Genomic DNA, 15,609 nt, shown 5'->3' with positions numbered 1-15,609 from the left:
GTTTTTTCTTATGTGGTGTCTGTTTTTATGAGGTGTGCCATCCCGTTGGGTATGGGGAGCTGCCCGGCGCCGCCGCCAGCGCCCCCGCGGCCTGGGACCGGCTGTTCACCGGTCCCAGGCCGGCCGAGCTGCATCCCTTCCGGGAAGTCGTCGGCGCCAAGCACACCGCGCCGGCCACCCCGGGCGATCTGCTCTTCCACATCAAGGCCCGGCAGCCGGACCTGTGCTTCGAGCTGGCCACCCAGCTGATGGACCGGCTGCGCGGCGCGGTCACCGTCCGGGACGAGGTATCCGGCTTCAAGTACTTCGACGAACGCAACCTGCTCGGTTTCGTCGACGGCACCGAGAACCCCACCGGGCCAGCCGCGAACACCGCCGTCGTCATCGGTGACGCCGATCCGGACCAGGACCCGGACTTCACCGGCGGCAGCTATGTCATCGTGCAGAAGTACCTGCACGACCTGCCGGCGTGGAACGCCCTGCCGGTCGAGGCGCAGGAACGGGCGGTCGGCCGCCACAAGCTCTCCGACATCGAGCTGCCCGACGACGTCAAGCCCGCCGACTCGCATGTCGCGCTCACCTCTATCACCGACCCCGACGGCACCGAACGGGAGATCCTGCGCAGCAACATGCCCTTCGGGGCGCCCGGGCGCGGGGAGTTCGGCACGTACTTCATCGGCTACTCCAGCACCCCGTCGGTCATCGAGCGCATGCTGGAGAACATGTTCATCGGCGATCCGCCGGGCAGCCACGACCGGCTGCTCGACTTCTCCACGGCTGTCACCGGCACGCTGTTCCACGTACCGACCGTCGACTTCCTCGACGACCCGCCCGCCGCCCCGGAAGCGGCGGTCCGGGTCCGGGCCGCCGACGGTCTCCTGGCTGCGGAACAATAGACAGCCGTACGTACTGAAAGGGGTTGTCGTGCAGGTAGCCGTGGTCACCTTCGACGGGTTCAACGAACTCGACAGTTTCATCGCGTCCGCGCTGATCAACCGCTGCCGCAAGGACGGTCTGGAGGCCTTCATCACGACGCCGACGCCGGTGGTCACGTCGATGAACGGCGTCGAGGTGACCGGGCAGCGCCCGATGGAGTTCGTGACCGAGGCGGATGTCGTGCTGATCGGCAGCGGGGTGAAGGCGCGCGAGGTGATCGCCGACGACGGGCTGATCGCCAGGCTGCCGCTCGACCCCGCACGTCAGCTGATCGGTTCCCAGTGCTCCGGCGCGCTGGTGCTCGCCCGGCTCGGTCTGCTCGGTGACATGCCCGCCTGTACGGACCGGACGAGCCGCCCCTTCGTCGAGGCGCGTGGCGTCACCGTGCTCGACGCGCCGTTCCACGCCGAGGGGAACATCGCCACGGCGGGCGGCTGCATGGCGTCGCAGTACCTCGCCGCCTGGGTGATCACCCGGACGCTCGGGGAGGCCGCCGCGCGAGCCGTCCTCGACTACGTGGCTCCGGTCGGTGAGAACCAGCAGAGCGTCGAGCGCGCCCTGCGTGCGGTCCACGCCGGCGAGGCCGCACTGCGCTGACGCCGCACCGAGCCCTACGAGTGCTCCACGAGCGTGCCCCGCGCCGGAAGGCTGGTGGGCCGGGTGCGGAGCACCTCCTCGACGGAGGAGAGGGCGAACCGCACCGCGCCGGTGATCACGGCCTCGTCGCCCAGCGCGGACAGCCGCCACTGCGGCAGGTCGACGAGGAGACTGCCCGCCTCCTCCTCGGCCGCCGCCAGCAGGAGTTCCGCCGCCGGCAGCAGGCCGGGTACGGGGAAGAGACTGGTGCCGAGCACGACCAGCGCCGGGTCGAGCGCGAGCAGCACGGGCGCGATCCCGGCGGCCAGTCTCCGGCCGTACGAGGTGATGGCCGCGACCGCTTCCGGGTCCCCCGAGGCGGCGCCGCGGACACTGTCCGGGACCAGGGGTTCGAGGCCGGGCTGGGACGACGTACTGCCGGGGAAGCGGATGAACCCGATCTCACCGGCCGCGCCCCGGTGTCCGCGCAGCAGCCGTCCCCCGGTGATGACACCGGCGCCGAGGCGTTCGCCGAGCAGGACGAACACCATCTCGTCGGCCGCGCCGCCGACCCCGCGCCACTGCTCGCCCAGTGCGGCGAGGTTGGCGTCGTTCTCGACGGCCACCGGGCAGCCGAGGGTGTCGCTCAGGACGGTGACGATGTCCGCCTCGGCCCAGCCCTTGAGGTTGTCGGCCTGCCGGATCCGGGTGTTGCCGCGGTTCACCAGACCGGGGGTGCCCACCGTCGCGGCCCACACCCGCGGGGCGTCGGCCCCTGAGCGGTCAATTGCCCGCTGTACTACGGCGGTCACGGCACGGGCGCGGGCCTGGCCGCCCAAGTCGGCGCGCACCGACGTTCGTTCGACGGCCACCGGCCTGCCGTCCAGGTCGGCCAGACAGGCGCTCACCGACCGGGCCCGTACGTCCACCCCGACGACGAAGCCCGCGTGCGGGCGGAAGCGGAACCGGCGGGCCGGGCGACCGGGCGAGCGCTGGCCCCGGGCGGAGACGGCCGGGGCGACCTCGATGAGGCCGCAGTCGGTGAGTTCCTCGACGATCGCCTCGACCGTGGGCCGGGAGAGCTTCGTCGCCTCGGCCAGTGCGGCGAGCCGGGGGTGCGGGTCCGTCGAGCGGACGGCGGCGAGGACGGCCGCCGCGTTCGTGGCCCGCAGGTCCGCGACGCCCACCACCGCCGGGAGTTCACGCCCGGGCGGGGACGGCTCCGGCAGTCCGCCGAGCGGCCACCACGTCTGCGGGACCAATGATCAACCTCCTGAGCAGCGGGCACATCGGGGACCGGCACCGATCGTCCCGACGATAACAATCCAGCCGTGAGTGCTTGACGCGGACCGGACCCACTCCGATTATAAAACGCAACTGCGTTATCGAACCAGGGCGCATGCCTCCCCGTCGCGCCCCTACCCCTCTCCTCTCTTCTTCTCTCCCTCGGCTTCCCTGTCCCGTCATGCCCAGGAGATCTCATGAGCCCCATGAGCCCCAGTCCGTCGTCCCTGTCCAGACGTACGTTCCTCACGGCCACCGGCGCGATCGGCGCGATGGCGCTCACCGCGTGCAGTGAGCTGACCCCGGGCGCCTCGTCGTCCGACAAGAGCAGCACCGGCCCGGTCTCCACCGCCGTGCCGGCCGACAAGATCACGCTGGTGGTCGCCGACGCCGACGACACCAGCATGACCCCGGGTCTGCTCGCTGCCTTCCGCGAGAAGCACCCCAACATCACCGTCAAGCGCCAGTACACGGGCTGGGACGACTACCTCAAGAGCATCAACACCACGATGTCCGCCGACAGCGCCCCCGACATCGCCCAGTTCACGTCGGGCATGCAGAACCTCGTCCCCGGACGGCTGCTGCTCAAGGTCGGCGAGTACGGCAAGGCGTACGGCTGGGCGGAGAAGTTCCCCGGCCTGGACCAGATCACCCTCACCCAGGACGGCAAGACCGTCGGCACCGGTGACCTGTACGGGGTGGGCGCGGGCCTGTCGTTCGAAGGCGTCTACTACAACAAGACCAAGGCGAAGGCACTGGGCCTGAACACTCCCCCGGCCACGCTCGCGGAGTTGGAGGCGCTCTTCGCCAAGGCCAAGGCGGCCGGTGAGACCGCGCTCGTCGCAGGCAATCTCGACGGCGGTCTCAACCACCCCTTCAACGTGCTGCTCTCGGCCTATCTGACGCCGAAGGACCGCGAGGCGTGGGCCTACGGCCACCAGAGCGCCACCATCGAGCTGCCGGAGGCGAAGACAGCGGCGGAGACGCTGCTGCGGTGGGTGGACAAGGGGTACGTCACCCCGAAGGTCAACGGGGTCAGCGACAACGACGCCACCGCCGCGTTCGCCAAGGGCGAGGGTGTCTTCCGCATCAGCGGCAACTGGGCGGCTGCAGCGGTGGCCAAGGGCCTTGGCGAGCAGGCCGGTTACTTCAACATGCCGCCCGTCACGGTCGGCGGAAAGGTTCGCACCACCGGCGCCGGTGTGTACTACTGCGTGTCCAGCAAGTCCAAGAACGCGGCGGCGGCAGCCGCGTTCCTCGACTTCGCGGCGAGCGCTCAGGCAGCCGCCGTGACCGCCAAGGCGGGCTTCATGGCTCCCGACGCGGGCGCCATGCCGAGCCAGAGCGGGCTGATCGGCGATGTCCAGGCGGGCTGGCAGACGATCGTCAAGGACGCCGGGCTTCAGCCGTTCATCCAGAACTCCTCCACCCCGACGATGGGCGACACCCTCACCACCCAGCTCCAGCTGCTGGTCGGCGGCAAGGTCTCCCCCGAGAAGTTCCTGGCCGGGCTCCAGACGGACTATGAGAACTACCACAAATGACCACTGCCGACCGGCGACTGACGGAGCCCGCCCGCGCCCTCGCCGCCCCGCGCCCGACGAAGCCCGCGCCGGACCGTGCCGGGCGCGGGGACCGCCGTACGGCACGGTCCGGCCGCCGCCGACGCCGGGCCGTGGCGTTGCTGTACCTGCTGCCCGCCCTGCTCCCCTACACGCTGTTCTCCGTCCTGCCGATGCTGCACACCGCCTACCTCTCGTTCTTCGACTGGGACGGCGTGACCCTCCCCTCCTTCGTCGGCCTCGACAACTACCGGCGTATAGGCACCGATCCGCAACTGCGCGCCGCCGCCTGGCATGCGGGCGCGCTGATCCTGTTCTTCTCCGTGCTGCCGATCTGTGTGGGCCTGGTCGCGGCGGCGATCGTGTCCCGGCGGGCCGGGCGCCGGGGCACCGGACTGGTCCGTACGGTGCTGTTCCTGCCGCAGGTCATCCCGCTGGTCGCGGTCGGCATCCTGTGGCGCTGGGTGTACGCCGAGGACGGCATCCTCAACCAGGGGCTGCGGGCGGTCGGTCTGGGCGGGTTCGCGGACGCCTGGCTGGGCAGCTTCACCTGGGCCCTGCCGGCCGTCGGGCTGATCGGGACGTGGGTCGTCTCGGGCCTGTGCATGGTGCTGTTCCTGTCCGGGACCCAGCGCATCGACCAGGAGATCTACGAGGCGGCGCGGATGGACGGGGCGGGCCCCGTACGGGAGTTCTGGTCGATCACCGTCCCCCTCCTGCGCCCGGAGTTCGCGGTGGCGCTGTCCATCACCGTGATCGCGGCCCTGTCCAGCTTCGACCTCATCTACATCACCACCGGCGGCGGCCCGGGCAACAGCACGGTCGTCCCCGGCATCCTCATCTACCGGCTGGCGTTCGGGGGCGGCGCGGTCGGGGTGGCCAGCGCGCTGGCGATCGTGCTGACGGCGGTCATCTCGGTCGCCGTCCTGGTGATCAACCGGCTGTCCAGGGAGGCACCGTGACCTCGCTGACGTCGACGACTTCACCGGCTGCTCCCGCGCGAGCGGTCGCCGGACGGCTGGCGGCGCCCGTCGTCCTCGTCCTGTTCATGGCCGCCGTACTCGTGCCGTTCGCCTCCCTGCTGCTGGCGGCGCTCCAGCCCGCGGGCGCCCCGCTGACCGGGTTCGCCTTGCCGGACGGGCTGCACTTCGAGAACTTCTCCCGGGCGTGGTCGGCGGCGGGGTTCGGCACGCTGCTGCGGTCGAGTGTGGTGATCGCGGTGTGTGTGGTGCCGGCCGCGGTGGTGTGCGCGACGCTGGCCGGATACGCCCTGGCAACGCTCGACGTGCCCGGCCGGGGGCGGTTCTACGCGTTTCTGCTGCTCGGGCTGTCCATCCCCACCGAGGGCACGGTCATCCCGCTCTACTACGACCTGCGGGCCGTGGGGCTGACGAACACGGTGCCGGGGCTGGCGCTCGCGGAGATCGGGGCGTTCATGCCGTTCGGGGTGTTCTGGATGCGCGCCCACTTCGCGACCATGCCCCGCAGTCTCATCGAGGCGGCGCGCCTCGACGGTGCCTCGTCGTGGGCGACGCTCTGGCGGATCCTGCTGCCCAGCTCCCGTCCGGCGGTGACCACGCTGGGTGTTCTGTACTTCGTGTGGAGCTGGAACCAGTTCCTGCTCCCGCTGATCCTGATCCAGGACCCGGCCCGACGTACGGCCCCCGCCGGACTGGGCTTCTTCACCGGGCAGTTCGGTGTCGACGTGCCGCTGCTCGCCGCCGCCACGCTGATCGTGATCGCCCCGGTGGTGCTCGTCTATCTGTTCTTCCAGCGGCACTTCATCAGTGGCGTGCTCAGCGGCGCCCTCAAGGGCTGACCGCACTCGGAAACGTACGCACAGGAGGTCGGAGATTTCCATGGCAGAACTCGAAGTCGCGCTGATCGGCGCGGGCGGCATCGCCCGCACTCATCTGCCTGCGTGGACGGCCCTCGGCGCGCGGGTACGCCTCTACGCGCCCGACGGCCAAGCCCCGGCCCTGGCCCGCGAGTTCGGCGCGACATCGGTGGGCTCCCTGGGCGAGGCGCTCGACGGGGCCGGTGTGGTGGACGTGTGCACCCCGACCGACACCCACCGGGAGATCACCCTGGCCGCCGTGGCGGCCGGCGCCCATGTCCTGTGCGAGAAGCCACTGGCGCTCGGTGCGACCGAGGCTGAGGAGATGGCCGACGCTGCGGAGGCGGCCGGGGTGCGCCTGTACCCGGGCCATGTCGTGCGGTTCTTCCCCGCGTACGCCCGACTGCGCGACCTCGTCGCCGGGGGCGGCCTGGGGCGGGTGGCGGTCGCCCGGTTCACTCGTACCGGCCGCTATCCCACCTGGAGCGGCTGGTTCGCCGACCCGGCGCGTTCCGGCGGGATCCTGACGGACCAGATGATCCACGACATGGACATCGCGCGCTGGCTCTTCGGCGACGTCGTCCGGGTGCACGCCCGACAGCAGGGGCACCTCACCGCCCCGGCTCCGGAAGGTGCGGTCGCCACCGGTACCGCCGTACTCACCCACGCGAGCGGCACCGTCACCCAGGTCGTGGGGGTGTGGGGGCCACCGGCGACACCGTTCCGGACGACGTTCCATGTGTCGGGCACCGGCGGCACCGTCGAGCACGACTCCCTGGCCCACCTGGATCTGCGGATCACCGGCGCCGTGTCCAGTGGCCCGGCGGCGGGCATACCGGCCGGGGACTTCGGGGAGTCGCCCTACCTCACCCAGATCCGTGAGTTCGCCGAGGCCTTCGCGGGCGGTCCGGAGCCCCGGGTGAGCGGCCGGGACGGTGTGGCGGCCGTCCGTATGGCCGAGGCCGCGGCCGAGTCGGCGCGTACCGGACGGGCCGTGGAACTCACCCTGCGGACAACCGCCGCAACCACGTCAACCGCCGTCGCCACGAAGGGAATCGAGCAGTGAGAGTCGCCGTACTGTCCTTCGCCCATCTGCACGCCGCGACCTACATCAGGCTGCTGCGCGACCGCGACAGCATCGAACTGATCACCGCGGACCCCGAGGCCCCGCCCGGCGACCCCACCCGGGGCCGGGCCCTCGCCGAGCAACTCGGCGCCGACTACGCGGACACCTGGGACGAGGTGTTCGCGCTGCGCCCCGACGCCGTCGTGGTCACCAGCGCGAACGCCCGCCACCGGCACCTGGTCGAACGGGCCGCCGCGAGCGGGGCCCATGTGCTGTGCGAGAAGCCCCTCGCGACGACGGAGGCGGACGCCCTGGCCATGATCGACGCCTGTGCCCGGGCCGGGGTGCGGTTGATGACCGCCTACCCCGTACGGTTCAGCCCCGCGTTCACCGCCCTGCGCGGCGCCCTGGCCGACGGCTCGCTCGGCGGGCTGATCAGCGTCCACGGCGCCAACAACGGCTCGAATCCGGCCCGTTCGCACCCCTGGTTCGCCGACCCCGAGCTGTCGGGCGGCGGCGCGCTGGCCGACCACACCGTGCATATCGCCGACCTCGTGGACGCGCTGCTCGACGGCGAGCAGGCGGCGGAGGTGTACGCCCAGGCGAACAGCGTCCTCGACGACGGCGGCCCCACGCCGGACGTGGAGACGGCGGGCCTTGTCACCATCCGGTACCCAGGCGGGCTGGTGGCCGCCGTGGACGCCAGCTGGAGCCATCCGCCGGACCACCCGACCTGGGGCGGGCTCGCCATGACCTGCGTCGCCGAGAAGGCGATCGTGGAGTTCGACGCCTTCCCCCCACTGCTCGGCGGCTTCAACTCCGTTACCGGGCACGGCCGTTGGGAGGCGGGCGGGGCGGATCTGGACGCCGCCATGCTCGACGAGTTCCTCGACGCGGTACGCACGGGGCGGCGCCCCTCCCCCGACGGCGAGGCGGGCCTGCGCACCCTCCGGATCGTGCTGGCGGCCTACGAGTCACTGCGTACCGGCCAGCCGGTCGCGCTGCCGGACAGGCTCTAGGCCGCGCCGAGCAGGATGTCCCGCATCGACCCCATCCCGTACTTGTTCTCGCGGCTGGACAGTTCCGCCACCTCGGCCAGGATCGGCCGGATGTCGATCCCGGCCGTCCGCGCGTCCGCGCACAGATCGCGCAGCGAGAGCAGTTCGTCGCGGGTGTCGTTGCCCTGGTCGACGGCGGACATGTGCAGCAGCCGCTGCCGGAAGCCGTCCGGGGTGGGTTCGACGGGCAGGTGTGTGGCCCAACGGAAGGAGGTGTAGCGGGAGAAGAGCCCGCGCACGGACACCCGAGCCGTCTCGTCGCCCTGCGCGTAGACGGCGATCAGGGCCCGCAGCGCGGACTCGGCCTCCGCCCGGACGCCCGCCTCGTCCAGCGGGTCGGGACCCTCCCGCATCTTCGTCACCCAGTCGGGATCCATGATGTCCACCGGCCGCTCGGCGATGGGCCGAAGGGCCGCGTCGACCAGAGCGACCTGTTCCTCGATGCCGGCGATGTCGTCGATCGTGCTCATCAGCTCCGTGTCTCTGCGGGCTCGGGTGCGCGGTCCGCCACCTGGGAGTCCGTGTCCCCGCTCCGGTACTTGGCCCGCTGGATCTGTTCGTAAACGTGGGCGCGGAGTTCGGCGAAGCGGGGGCTGGAGCGGGTGTGCAGCTGGTCGCGTTCGTCGGGGAGGTCGATGGTGAGGTCCTCCTGTACGACGGTCGGTGACTTGGACAGGATGACGGTGCGCTGGCCGAGGTAGACGGCCTCGTCGATGTCGTGGGTGACGAACAGGACGGTGACGCCGAGTTCGCGCCACAACTCGCGGATCAGATCCTCCAGTTCGGCGCGGGTCTGCGCGTCGACGGCCGCGAAGGGCTCGTCCATGAGCAGCACCTTCGGTTCGTACGCGACGGCGCGGGCGATGGCGACGCGCTGCTGCATGCCTCCGGAGAGCTGCCAGGGGTAGGCCTCGTGGGCGTCGGCGAGTCCGACCACTTCCAGTGCGCGGTCCACGAGTTCCCGCTCACGGGCTTTGCCGAGCTTCTTGCGGCGCAGCGGCAGGGCGACGTTGTCGCGGACGTTCATCCAGGCGAACAGCGAGCGGCCGTACTCCTGGAAGACGACGGCCATGCCCGGCGGTGGCCCGGCGACCGGCCGCCCCTCCAGGAGCACTTCACCGGCGGTGGGGTCGAGCAGTCCCGCCATGCACTTCAGCAGCGTCGTCTTGCCGCAGCCCGACGGCCCGACCAGACAGACGAGTTCACCCGCACCGATATGGAAGGTCAGGTTCCGCAGGGCTTCGACATTGCGGTTGCGGCCGGTGTAGATCTTCTGCAGGTTGCGTACGTCGAGCATCGACGGCTCCGTTTCAGGGGGTGCGCCGGGCGCTGCGCAGGCCGTGGTACCAGGCCAGGGCGCGGTTCTCGGCGAACCGGAAGAGCAGGGACAGCAGGAAGCCGAGGATGCCGAGCAGCAGAACGCCGCTCCACATCTCGGGGATGGCGAACGAGCGCTGGAACTGGACGATGGTGAAGCCGAGTCCGTTGCTGGCGGCGAACATCTCGCTGATGACCATGAGGATGATGCCGATCGACAGGGCCTGGCGCATGCCGGTGACGATCTGCGGGCTCGCCCCGCGCAGCACCAGGTGCCGCAGACGGGCGGTGCCGGTGATGCCGTAGGACCGGCAGGTGTCGCTGAGCACCTCGTCCACGGCGCGGACACCCTCGACGGTGTTGAGCAGGATCGGCCATACGCAGCCGCTCACGATGACGAGCACCTTCATGGTGTCGCCGATGCCGGCGAACAGCATGATCACCGGTACGAGCACGGGCGGCGGGATGGCCCGGAAGAGTTCGAGGACGGGTTCCAGGACGTCGCGTACGGCCCGCCGCATGCCGACCAGCAGCCCGAGCCCCACGCCGATCACCACGGCGAGGAGATAGCCGGCCGTGAGACGCAGCAGGCTCGGGACGACGTCGGACAGCAGCCGCTCCCCCGTCCAGGTCTTCCCGAAGGCCTCCAGGATGGCGGAGAGGGGCGGGACGTAGAAGTCGGTGCTGTCGGCGGTGGTGAACCACCACACCGCGAAGAGGACGGCGGGCAGCCCGAAGACGAGCAGGGCGCGGCGCAGGACAGTGAGGGCGGTCATCCGGCCACCTCCGTGCGTACGGACTGGTGCCAGTGCAGTGCCCGTCGCTCCACCGCTCGCGCCGCCAGGTTGACGGCGACTCCGAGCAGCCCTGTGACCAGGACCAGGGCGTAGACACGCGGTACGGCTCCGGAGGTCTGGGCGACGGCGATCTCCTGGCCGAGGCCGGGTGCGCCGATGACGAGTTCGGCGGTGACGGCGAGGATGAGGGCCACGGTCGCGGCCAGCCGTACGCCCGTCATGACGTACGGCAGCGCGGTGGGCCACATGACGTGGCGCAGCCGCCCCCAGGTGCCGAGCCGGTAGCTGCGGGCGGTGTCGTCGGCGACCGGGTCGACGTCCTGGATGCCGGCCAGGACCTGGACGATGACCTGCCAGAAGGCGGCGTACACCACGAGCAGCAGTTTCGACCGGAGGTCGGCGCCGTAGAGGAGGACGGCGACGGGGATCAGGGCGACGGACGGGATGGGGCGCAGGAACTCGATGGTGGAGGCGGTGACCGCGCGCAGTACGGGGATCGAGCCGATGACGAGTCCGGCGGCCACGCCCGCCACGACGGAGATGGCCAGGCCCAGGCCCCAGCCGGTGAGGGTGTCGCCGAGCGCGGTCCAGAAGGTCTGCTCGGCGAGCAGCGCCCACAGTGCGCGGAGGGTCTCGGAGGCCGGTGGAAGGTAGTCGGCCGACACCAGGCCGGTGTGCGGCAGCACTTCGAGTACGGCGACCAGGCCGGCGAGTCCGGCGAGTCCCCGCAGCGGGGTGACGGCCCGCTCCGGGAGTCGCCGCCGGGCGGGGAGCCCGCCGGGACCGGTGTCGGTCCCGGCGGGGCCCGCCATGGCGGTGGTGACGGCGGGGCGGGTCATGAGAACAGGGCGGTCAGGTCGGGCTTCTTGCCGTCGAAGAGGCCGTCCGTCTCCCCGAGGGAGGCCAGCTTCTCCAGCGAGGCCATGTCGATCTCCGCCGGCCAGGCGGGCAGTGTGAGCTCGTTCAGGACGTCGCCGCTGATCTTCGTGTAGGTGGTGAGGATCTGGCGTGCCTCGTCCGGGTGGTCGGTGGCGTACTGCAGCGACTCGCTCATGGCCTCGGTGAACTTCTTCACCAGGTCGGGGTTCTCCTTCGTGAGCTTGGTGGAGGTGAAGTAGGTCGCGACGGTGAGCTTCGGGTCCGTCTCGGCGAACGGCGAGGCCACGATGCGGGCACCCTGCGCCTTGGCGGCGTTCATCGCGGGATCGCCCATCCAGGCGGCGTCCACCCGCCCGCCGTCCAGTGCGGCCGGCATCTGGTCGAACGGCATTTCGACGAACTTGACCTTCGACGGGTCACCGCCGGCCAGCCGGACCGACTCGCGCACCGTGGTGGATCCGATGTTCTGAAGGGTGTTGACGGCGACCGTCCGCCCGGCGAGGTCCTTGGCCGACTTGATCGAGCTGTCCTTCTTGACGGCCACTCCGGTGACGTCACCCCCCACCTTCCCGTTGGAGGCCGCGCCGTTGACCACGGACTTGATCGGTACGCCCTTGACCTGGGCGATCATCAGCGACGTGGTGTTGCTGAACCCGAACTGGAACTGGTCGCTCACCACACCGGGGATGATCGCCGCGCCGCCCTGAGCACTCACCATCTCCAGCTCGATGCCCCGGCTGCTGAAGAACCCCTTCTTCTGGCCCAGATAGAGCGGGGCGACATCGATGATGGGGATGATGCCGACCTTGACCTGCGTGGTCTTGCTGCCGTCCGAGGACGACGAACCACTCTCCGCCGGGTCCGACGACCCGCATCCGGCCGCGCCGACGACCGTGATCACTACTGCGGCAAGCCCGAGAATGCGCCTTTGCATGGGCTCCTCCTGAGGAAGCAACACCGAATGTTGTGCACTTTCTTGACGGCCGCAATGTACACACCTATGTTCGCGCTGTCAGTACTCCGGACAAGAGAGGCCCCAACGACTTCGACGAGCGCGGCCACCAGCCAACAAGGCCCAGTCACAAGGGAGTTCAGTGCGCCCTCAGTCGCTCCTGTTCGCCTTCTTCGGCAGCTACGTACTGGAGGAGGGGCTCGGACACGTGTACTCGGGCAGCATCATCGATGTCCTCGCCCGCACCGGAGTCGGCGAACCGGCCGTCCGGTCCACCCTCACCCGCATGGTCAACCGGGGTCTGCTGCAGCGTCAGCGCCAGGGCCGCAGGATGCACTTCGGCCTGACCCCGCAGGCCGAGCAGGTCCTCTGGGACGGAAAGCGGCGCCTCTGGCAGACCGGTGCCGTCAACGACGACTGGGACGGCACCTGGACACTGCTCGGCTTCTCGCTGCCCGAGTCCTGGCAGCGCCAGCGGCACGATCTGCGCTCCCGGCTCACCTGGTCGGGGTTCGGCGCCCTGTACAGCGGATTATGGATCGCGCCCGGTGACGTCGACGCCTCCTCGCTCGTCTCCGAGCTGGGCCTCGCCGCCCACGTCAAGATCTTCCACGCCACGGCCGACGACGCCACCGACATCGGCCTGATGATCCGTGACACCTGGGACCTGGGCGGCATCGGCGCCCGGTACGCCGACTTCGACGAGCGCTGGTCCACCTGGCCCACCGCAGGCTGCGGCGATCCACTCGGCATCCGGCTGCGGGTGATCAGCGAGTGGCTGGACATCATCCGCACCGACCCACGGCTGCCCGCCCGCCACCTGCCCTCCGACTGGCCGGCCCGCGCGGCCCAGGAGACCTTCCACCGCATCGCGCGACAGACGGAGGCCCCCGCCCGCCGGACGGCCATCGAGTTCCTGGAGACCACGAGACCGCCGCCCGGCGCCGCGGTCACCGCTTGAGGCTCGACATCAGGTCACGCATGTCAGTGATCATGGCCGACCGGTACAAGGACAGGTCAGGGAGTTCCGGCCCGCCACCGACCGCGTTCTCGTCCTCGCCCTCACCATCGCGCTCGCTCTGGTAGTACGTGAAGACGGAGAGATCCAGCGAGAGGACCGCTCCGCCCTCCAGCACCCGCAACTCCGCATTGCCGTTGTCCCGGGTCAGGAGATACGCCTTGTCGCCGAGGTCCGGAACTGTCTCGACCTGTTCTTCGGGCAGAACGCCGTCATCGGTCACCCGTCGTCGTGCCTCGAACTCCGCGCCGGGGTCGGTCTTCTTGTGCAGTGCCACCGTTATTCCGACGGTGTAGCCGGTGAACCAGCCCTTCCCGGACTCCCCCGCGCCGGCCAGGAACCGGAGAGGTATGGAGCACTGGATCTGGTCGAGGGCGGCATGGCGCAGCAGCCCGGAATCGACCTTGGTGGTGGGCTCTCGCGGCGCGATCACCTCGCCGATCGCCTTCAACCGGAGCGACGGGCAAGGGTCCTGCTTCAGCTGGTACCCGCTCAGGTCCGGCGTTCGATCGCCCCCTCCGTACAGGAACAGCGCCGCTGTCCAGAGGACCGACGCCATGACCGCCCCTCCCAGCGCCCACTGCCACGGCCTTCGCGGCCGGAGTTCCCCACCGGGCTCCTCGTCGAAGCCGCCCACCACCTCGCGGGTGTCGACTCCACCGAACTCCCCCGCCATCTCCGGCTCAGAAATCATCCTGCTCCCTCGGCCGTGCCTTCCACCTTCGTCAGGATGATCGCAGCACTGCCCCCGTTCACGTCTGTCGCAGAGGCTCGTACACCTCCGCGTCGACACCGAACGTCCAGGCCACTCCCTCACGGGCCGTACGGGTCGTCGGCGGCACCCTCAGCCAGTACGTACGGCTCGACCCGTCCGGTTCAGGTGTGGAGTTGACGACTTCGACCATCACCACGTCCTCGTCGCCGACAAGTTGGACGCGCCACAGCACGCCCGTCTCGTCGCGGTGGACGGGGACCGCGCCGGACTCCTCCAGGTAGCGGTCGTAGCCGTAGAACTCCAGCATCACGCGCCGGAGTTCGGCGTTCTCCTCGTCGCGGATGCGTTCCGGGGTCAGTGCGGTCAGTTCGTCCAGGAAGTCCTTCGGGACGGGCATGCCGCGCCAGGCGTACAGCTCGAACCCGTCCGCGTAGCCGAGTGCGGGCCCGTCGCCCCGGTCCAGGCGGCCCGCCTCGTCGCGGTGCAGGGTCAGCGGGCGTTCGCTGAGGACCACCGTCTTCTCGTACGGCCACCACCAGCCCGCGTCGCGCGCCACGGCGGCGAGGCCGGCCAGTGGGCTGTCGTCGCCGGGCTCGAACGCGCACAGCCAGGCCGCGTCGTGCTGTCCCAGCGCGGCGTCCAGAAGCAGCAGACGGACCCGCGCCTCCTCCTTGCGGTCGGCGCCGAGTTCCTCGACGATCCCCGCCCGCACCCGGTCGACCAGCATGCGGGTCGACTCCCACAGTCCGGCTCCCGTGGCGCGCCAGTGCCCGCTCCACCGCTCCGGGCCCAACTGCGCGTGCAGCCGCGCCCGTTCGGCCGCCCAGGGCGCGCTCCACACGGCGTTGCGGGCACCGGCGCCGAGGGCACCCAGCGGCGAACCGTCCGGGTGCGTCCCCGTCATGAGCATCCGTACGGCTTCGAGGGGCGAGCGCGCCCACACGATGCGCTCGGGTTCCGCCAGCCCCGCGCGCCGGTAGGCGAGCCGGACGCCTTCCTCGGCCGCCGCCCGGTCGCCCGGTCCCGTCGCTGTCGCCGCCGCCCGCCAACTGCCCTGGTCCATCAGTGCCGTTCCTCTCCAAGTGCTGTCGCCGGCCCGCATCCCCGTGCCGTCCGGCCCTTTCGCTTCGTTCGTCCCGCACATGTGCCCGGGGCGTGGTCAGTCGGCGACGACGCGCACCGAACCCGGTACGTACTCCCGCTGCCTGATCACCCGGTACCAGCCCTTCGGGAGCGTGATCGCCGCATGCTCCTCGTGGACGACGCGTGCTCCCTCGGGCACGTGCAGCAGCATCGGGCCGAACACGCCGGCCTCGCGGATCAGCCGTCCCGGGCCGGCCACCGCATGGGCGTGCCCGGTGACCTCGCCGAGCGCCAGGACGAGTCGGCCACGGCCGTCGCGCGGTTCGGACGCCGCGTCGACCGCGTACTCCGGCACCGCGCCCTCCGCCAGCGCCACGATCAGTACGTCTCCCTGCCGGTACATGGGTCTCCCTCCCGATGCGGCACGCCGTGTGCCATGGGAACGACCGTAGGGGCGGGCACTGACAATCGGCCCTCGCAGCGGTCGTCCACGGGCCGCCGAAGGGCCCCTTCGCCGTGTGGGAGGCCC

The 15,609-nt window shown here is 70.7% G+C and carries 17 protein-coding genes; 8 read left to right on the top strand and 9 right to left on the bottom strand.

Features of this window, described 5'->3' with window-relative positions:
- The coding region (locus tag ACWCRB_RS31310) for a Dyp-type peroxidase (protein ID WP_450999251.1) at nt 1-896 on the top strand (896 nt) is incomplete at its 5' end.
- Nucleotides 897-924: 28 nt separating this feature from the next.
- A complete protein-coding gene (locus ACWCRB_RS31305) occupies nt 925-1,533 on the top strand; it encodes an AraC family transcriptional regulator (protein WP_450999250.1) in 609 nt (202 codons plus the stop codon).
- A gap of 14 nt (nt 1,534-1,547) precedes the next feature.
- Here ACWCRB_RS31305 and ACWCRB_RS31300 read toward each other — a convergent pair whose 3' ends face one another.
- On the bottom strand, nt 1,548-2,774 hold the full coding sequence (locus ACWCRB_RS31300; protein WP_450999249.1) for an ROK family protein: 1,227 nt from the start codon (nt 2,772-2,774) through the stop codon (nt 1,548-1,550).
- 219 nt (nt 2,775-2,993) lie between these two features.
- On the opposite strand from ACWCRB_RS31300, the gene ACWCRB_RS31295 reads away from it, so the two are divergent.
- From ACWCRB_RS31295 to ACWCRB_RS31275, 5 genes are read left to right on the top strand one after another with little or no spacing between them, the layout of a single operon-like run.
- Nucleotides 2,994-4,340: an ABC transporter substrate-binding protein gene (locus ACWCRB_RS31295; RefSeq protein ID WP_450999248.1), complete on the top strand. Its 1,347-nt coding sequence runs from the start codon at nt 2,994-2,996 to the stop codon at nt 4,338-4,340.
- A complete protein-coding gene (locus tag ACWCRB_RS31290) occupies nt 4,337-5,320 on the top strand; it encodes a carbohydrate ABC transporter permease (protein WP_450999247.1) in 984 nt (327 codons plus the stop codon). The genes ACWCRB_RS31295 and ACWCRB_RS31290 overlap by 4 nt, the downstream gene beginning before the upstream one ends.
- Nucleotides 5,317-6,177: a carbohydrate ABC transporter permease gene (locus ACWCRB_RS31285; protein ID WP_450999246.1), complete on the top strand. Its 861-nt coding sequence runs from the start codon at nt 5,317-5,319 to the stop codon at nt 6,175-6,177. Before ACWCRB_RS31290 ends, ACWCRB_RS31285 begins: the two co-directional genes overlap by 4 nt.
- A 40-nt stretch (nt 6,178-6,217) precedes the next feature.
- Nucleotides 6,218-7,261 (top strand): Gfo/Idh/MocA family protein, encoded by a 1,044-nt coding sequence (locus ACWCRB_RS31280; RefSeq protein WP_450999245.1) that lies wholly within the window; start codon nt 6,218-6,220, stop codon nt 7,259-7,261.
- Nucleotides 7,258-8,280: a Gfo/Idh/MocA family protein gene (locus tag ACWCRB_RS31275; RefSeq protein ID WP_450999244.1), complete on the top strand. Its 1,023-nt coding sequence runs from the start codon at nt 7,258-7,260 to the stop codon at nt 8,278-8,280. The genes ACWCRB_RS31280 and ACWCRB_RS31275 overlap by 4 nt, the downstream gene beginning before the upstream one ends.
- Here the strand turns inward: ACWCRB_RS31275 and ACWCRB_RS31270 are convergent.
- From ACWCRB_RS31270 to ACWCRB_RS31250, 5 genes are read right to left on the bottom strand one after another with little or no spacing between them, the layout of a single operon-like run.
- Complete coding sequence (locus ACWCRB_RS31270; protein WP_450999243.1) at nt 8,277-8,789, bottom strand: hypothetical protein; 513 nt, start codon at nt 8,787-8,789, stop codon at nt 8,277-8,279. The genes ACWCRB_RS31275 and ACWCRB_RS31270 overlap by 4 nt on opposite strands.
- A complete protein-coding gene (locus ACWCRB_RS31265; RefSeq protein WP_450999242.1) occupies nt 8,789-9,616 on the bottom strand; it encodes an ABC transporter ATP-binding protein in 828 nt (275 codons plus the stop codon). Before ACWCRB_RS31265 ends, ACWCRB_RS31270 begins: the two co-directional genes overlap by 1 nt.
- A 13-nt stretch (nt 9,617-9,629) precedes the next feature.
- Nucleotides 9,630-10,412 (bottom strand): ABC transporter permease, encoded by a 783-nt coding sequence (locus ACWCRB_RS31260; protein WP_450999241.1) that lies wholly within the window; start codon nt 10,410-10,412, stop codon nt 9,630-9,632.
- Nucleotides 10,409-11,272, bottom strand: a complete 864-nt coding sequence (locus tag ACWCRB_RS31255; protein ID WP_450999240.1) for an ABC transporter permease — start codon at nt 11,270-11,272, stop codon at nt 10,409-10,411. Before ACWCRB_RS31255 ends, ACWCRB_RS31260 begins: the two co-directional genes overlap by 4 nt.
- Entirely contained in the window at nt 11,269-12,246 is a 978-nt protein-coding gene (locus ACWCRB_RS31250) for an ABC transporter substrate-binding protein (RefSeq protein ID WP_450999239.1), read from the bottom strand. The genes ACWCRB_RS31255 and ACWCRB_RS31250 overlap by 4 nt, the downstream gene beginning before the upstream one ends.
- Before the next feature lie 160 nt (nt 12,247-12,406).
- Between ACWCRB_RS31250 and ACWCRB_RS31245 the strand changes: the two genes are divergently transcribed.
- Entirely contained in the window at nt 12,407-13,225 is an 819-nt protein-coding gene (locus ACWCRB_RS31245) for a PaaX family transcriptional regulator (protein ID WP_450999238.1), read from the top strand.
- Here ACWCRB_RS31245 and ACWCRB_RS31240 read toward each other — a convergent pair.
- From ACWCRB_RS31240 to ACWCRB_RS31230, 3 genes are all read right to left on the bottom strand, one after another.
- Nucleotides 13,215-13,976 carry a hypothetical protein gene (locus ACWCRB_RS31240; RefSeq protein WP_450999237.1) on the bottom strand — a complete coding sequence of 254 codons (762 nt, stop codon included), beginning with the start codon at nt 13,974-13,976 and terminating at the stop codon, nt 13,215-13,217. The genes ACWCRB_RS31245 and ACWCRB_RS31240 overlap by 11 nt on opposite strands.
- Before the next feature lie 58 nt (nt 13,977-14,034).
- A complete protein-coding gene (locus ACWCRB_RS31235) occupies nt 14,035-15,060 on the bottom strand; it encodes a DUF6745 domain-containing protein (protein WP_450999236.1) in 1,026 nt (341 codons plus the stop codon).
- A 96-nt stretch (nt 15,061-15,156) separates the two neighbouring features.
- On the bottom strand, nt 15,157-15,483 hold the full coding sequence (locus tag ACWCRB_RS31230; protein WP_369036366.1) for a hypothetical protein: 327 nt from the start codon (nt 15,481-15,483) through the stop codon (nt 15,157-15,159).
- Nucleotides 15,484-15,609: the final 126 nt, after the last annotated feature.

The organism is Streptomyces sp. NPDC002156 (assembly GCF_053593675.1).
This window is presented reverse-complemented; position numbering and strand designations above follow the sequence as displayed.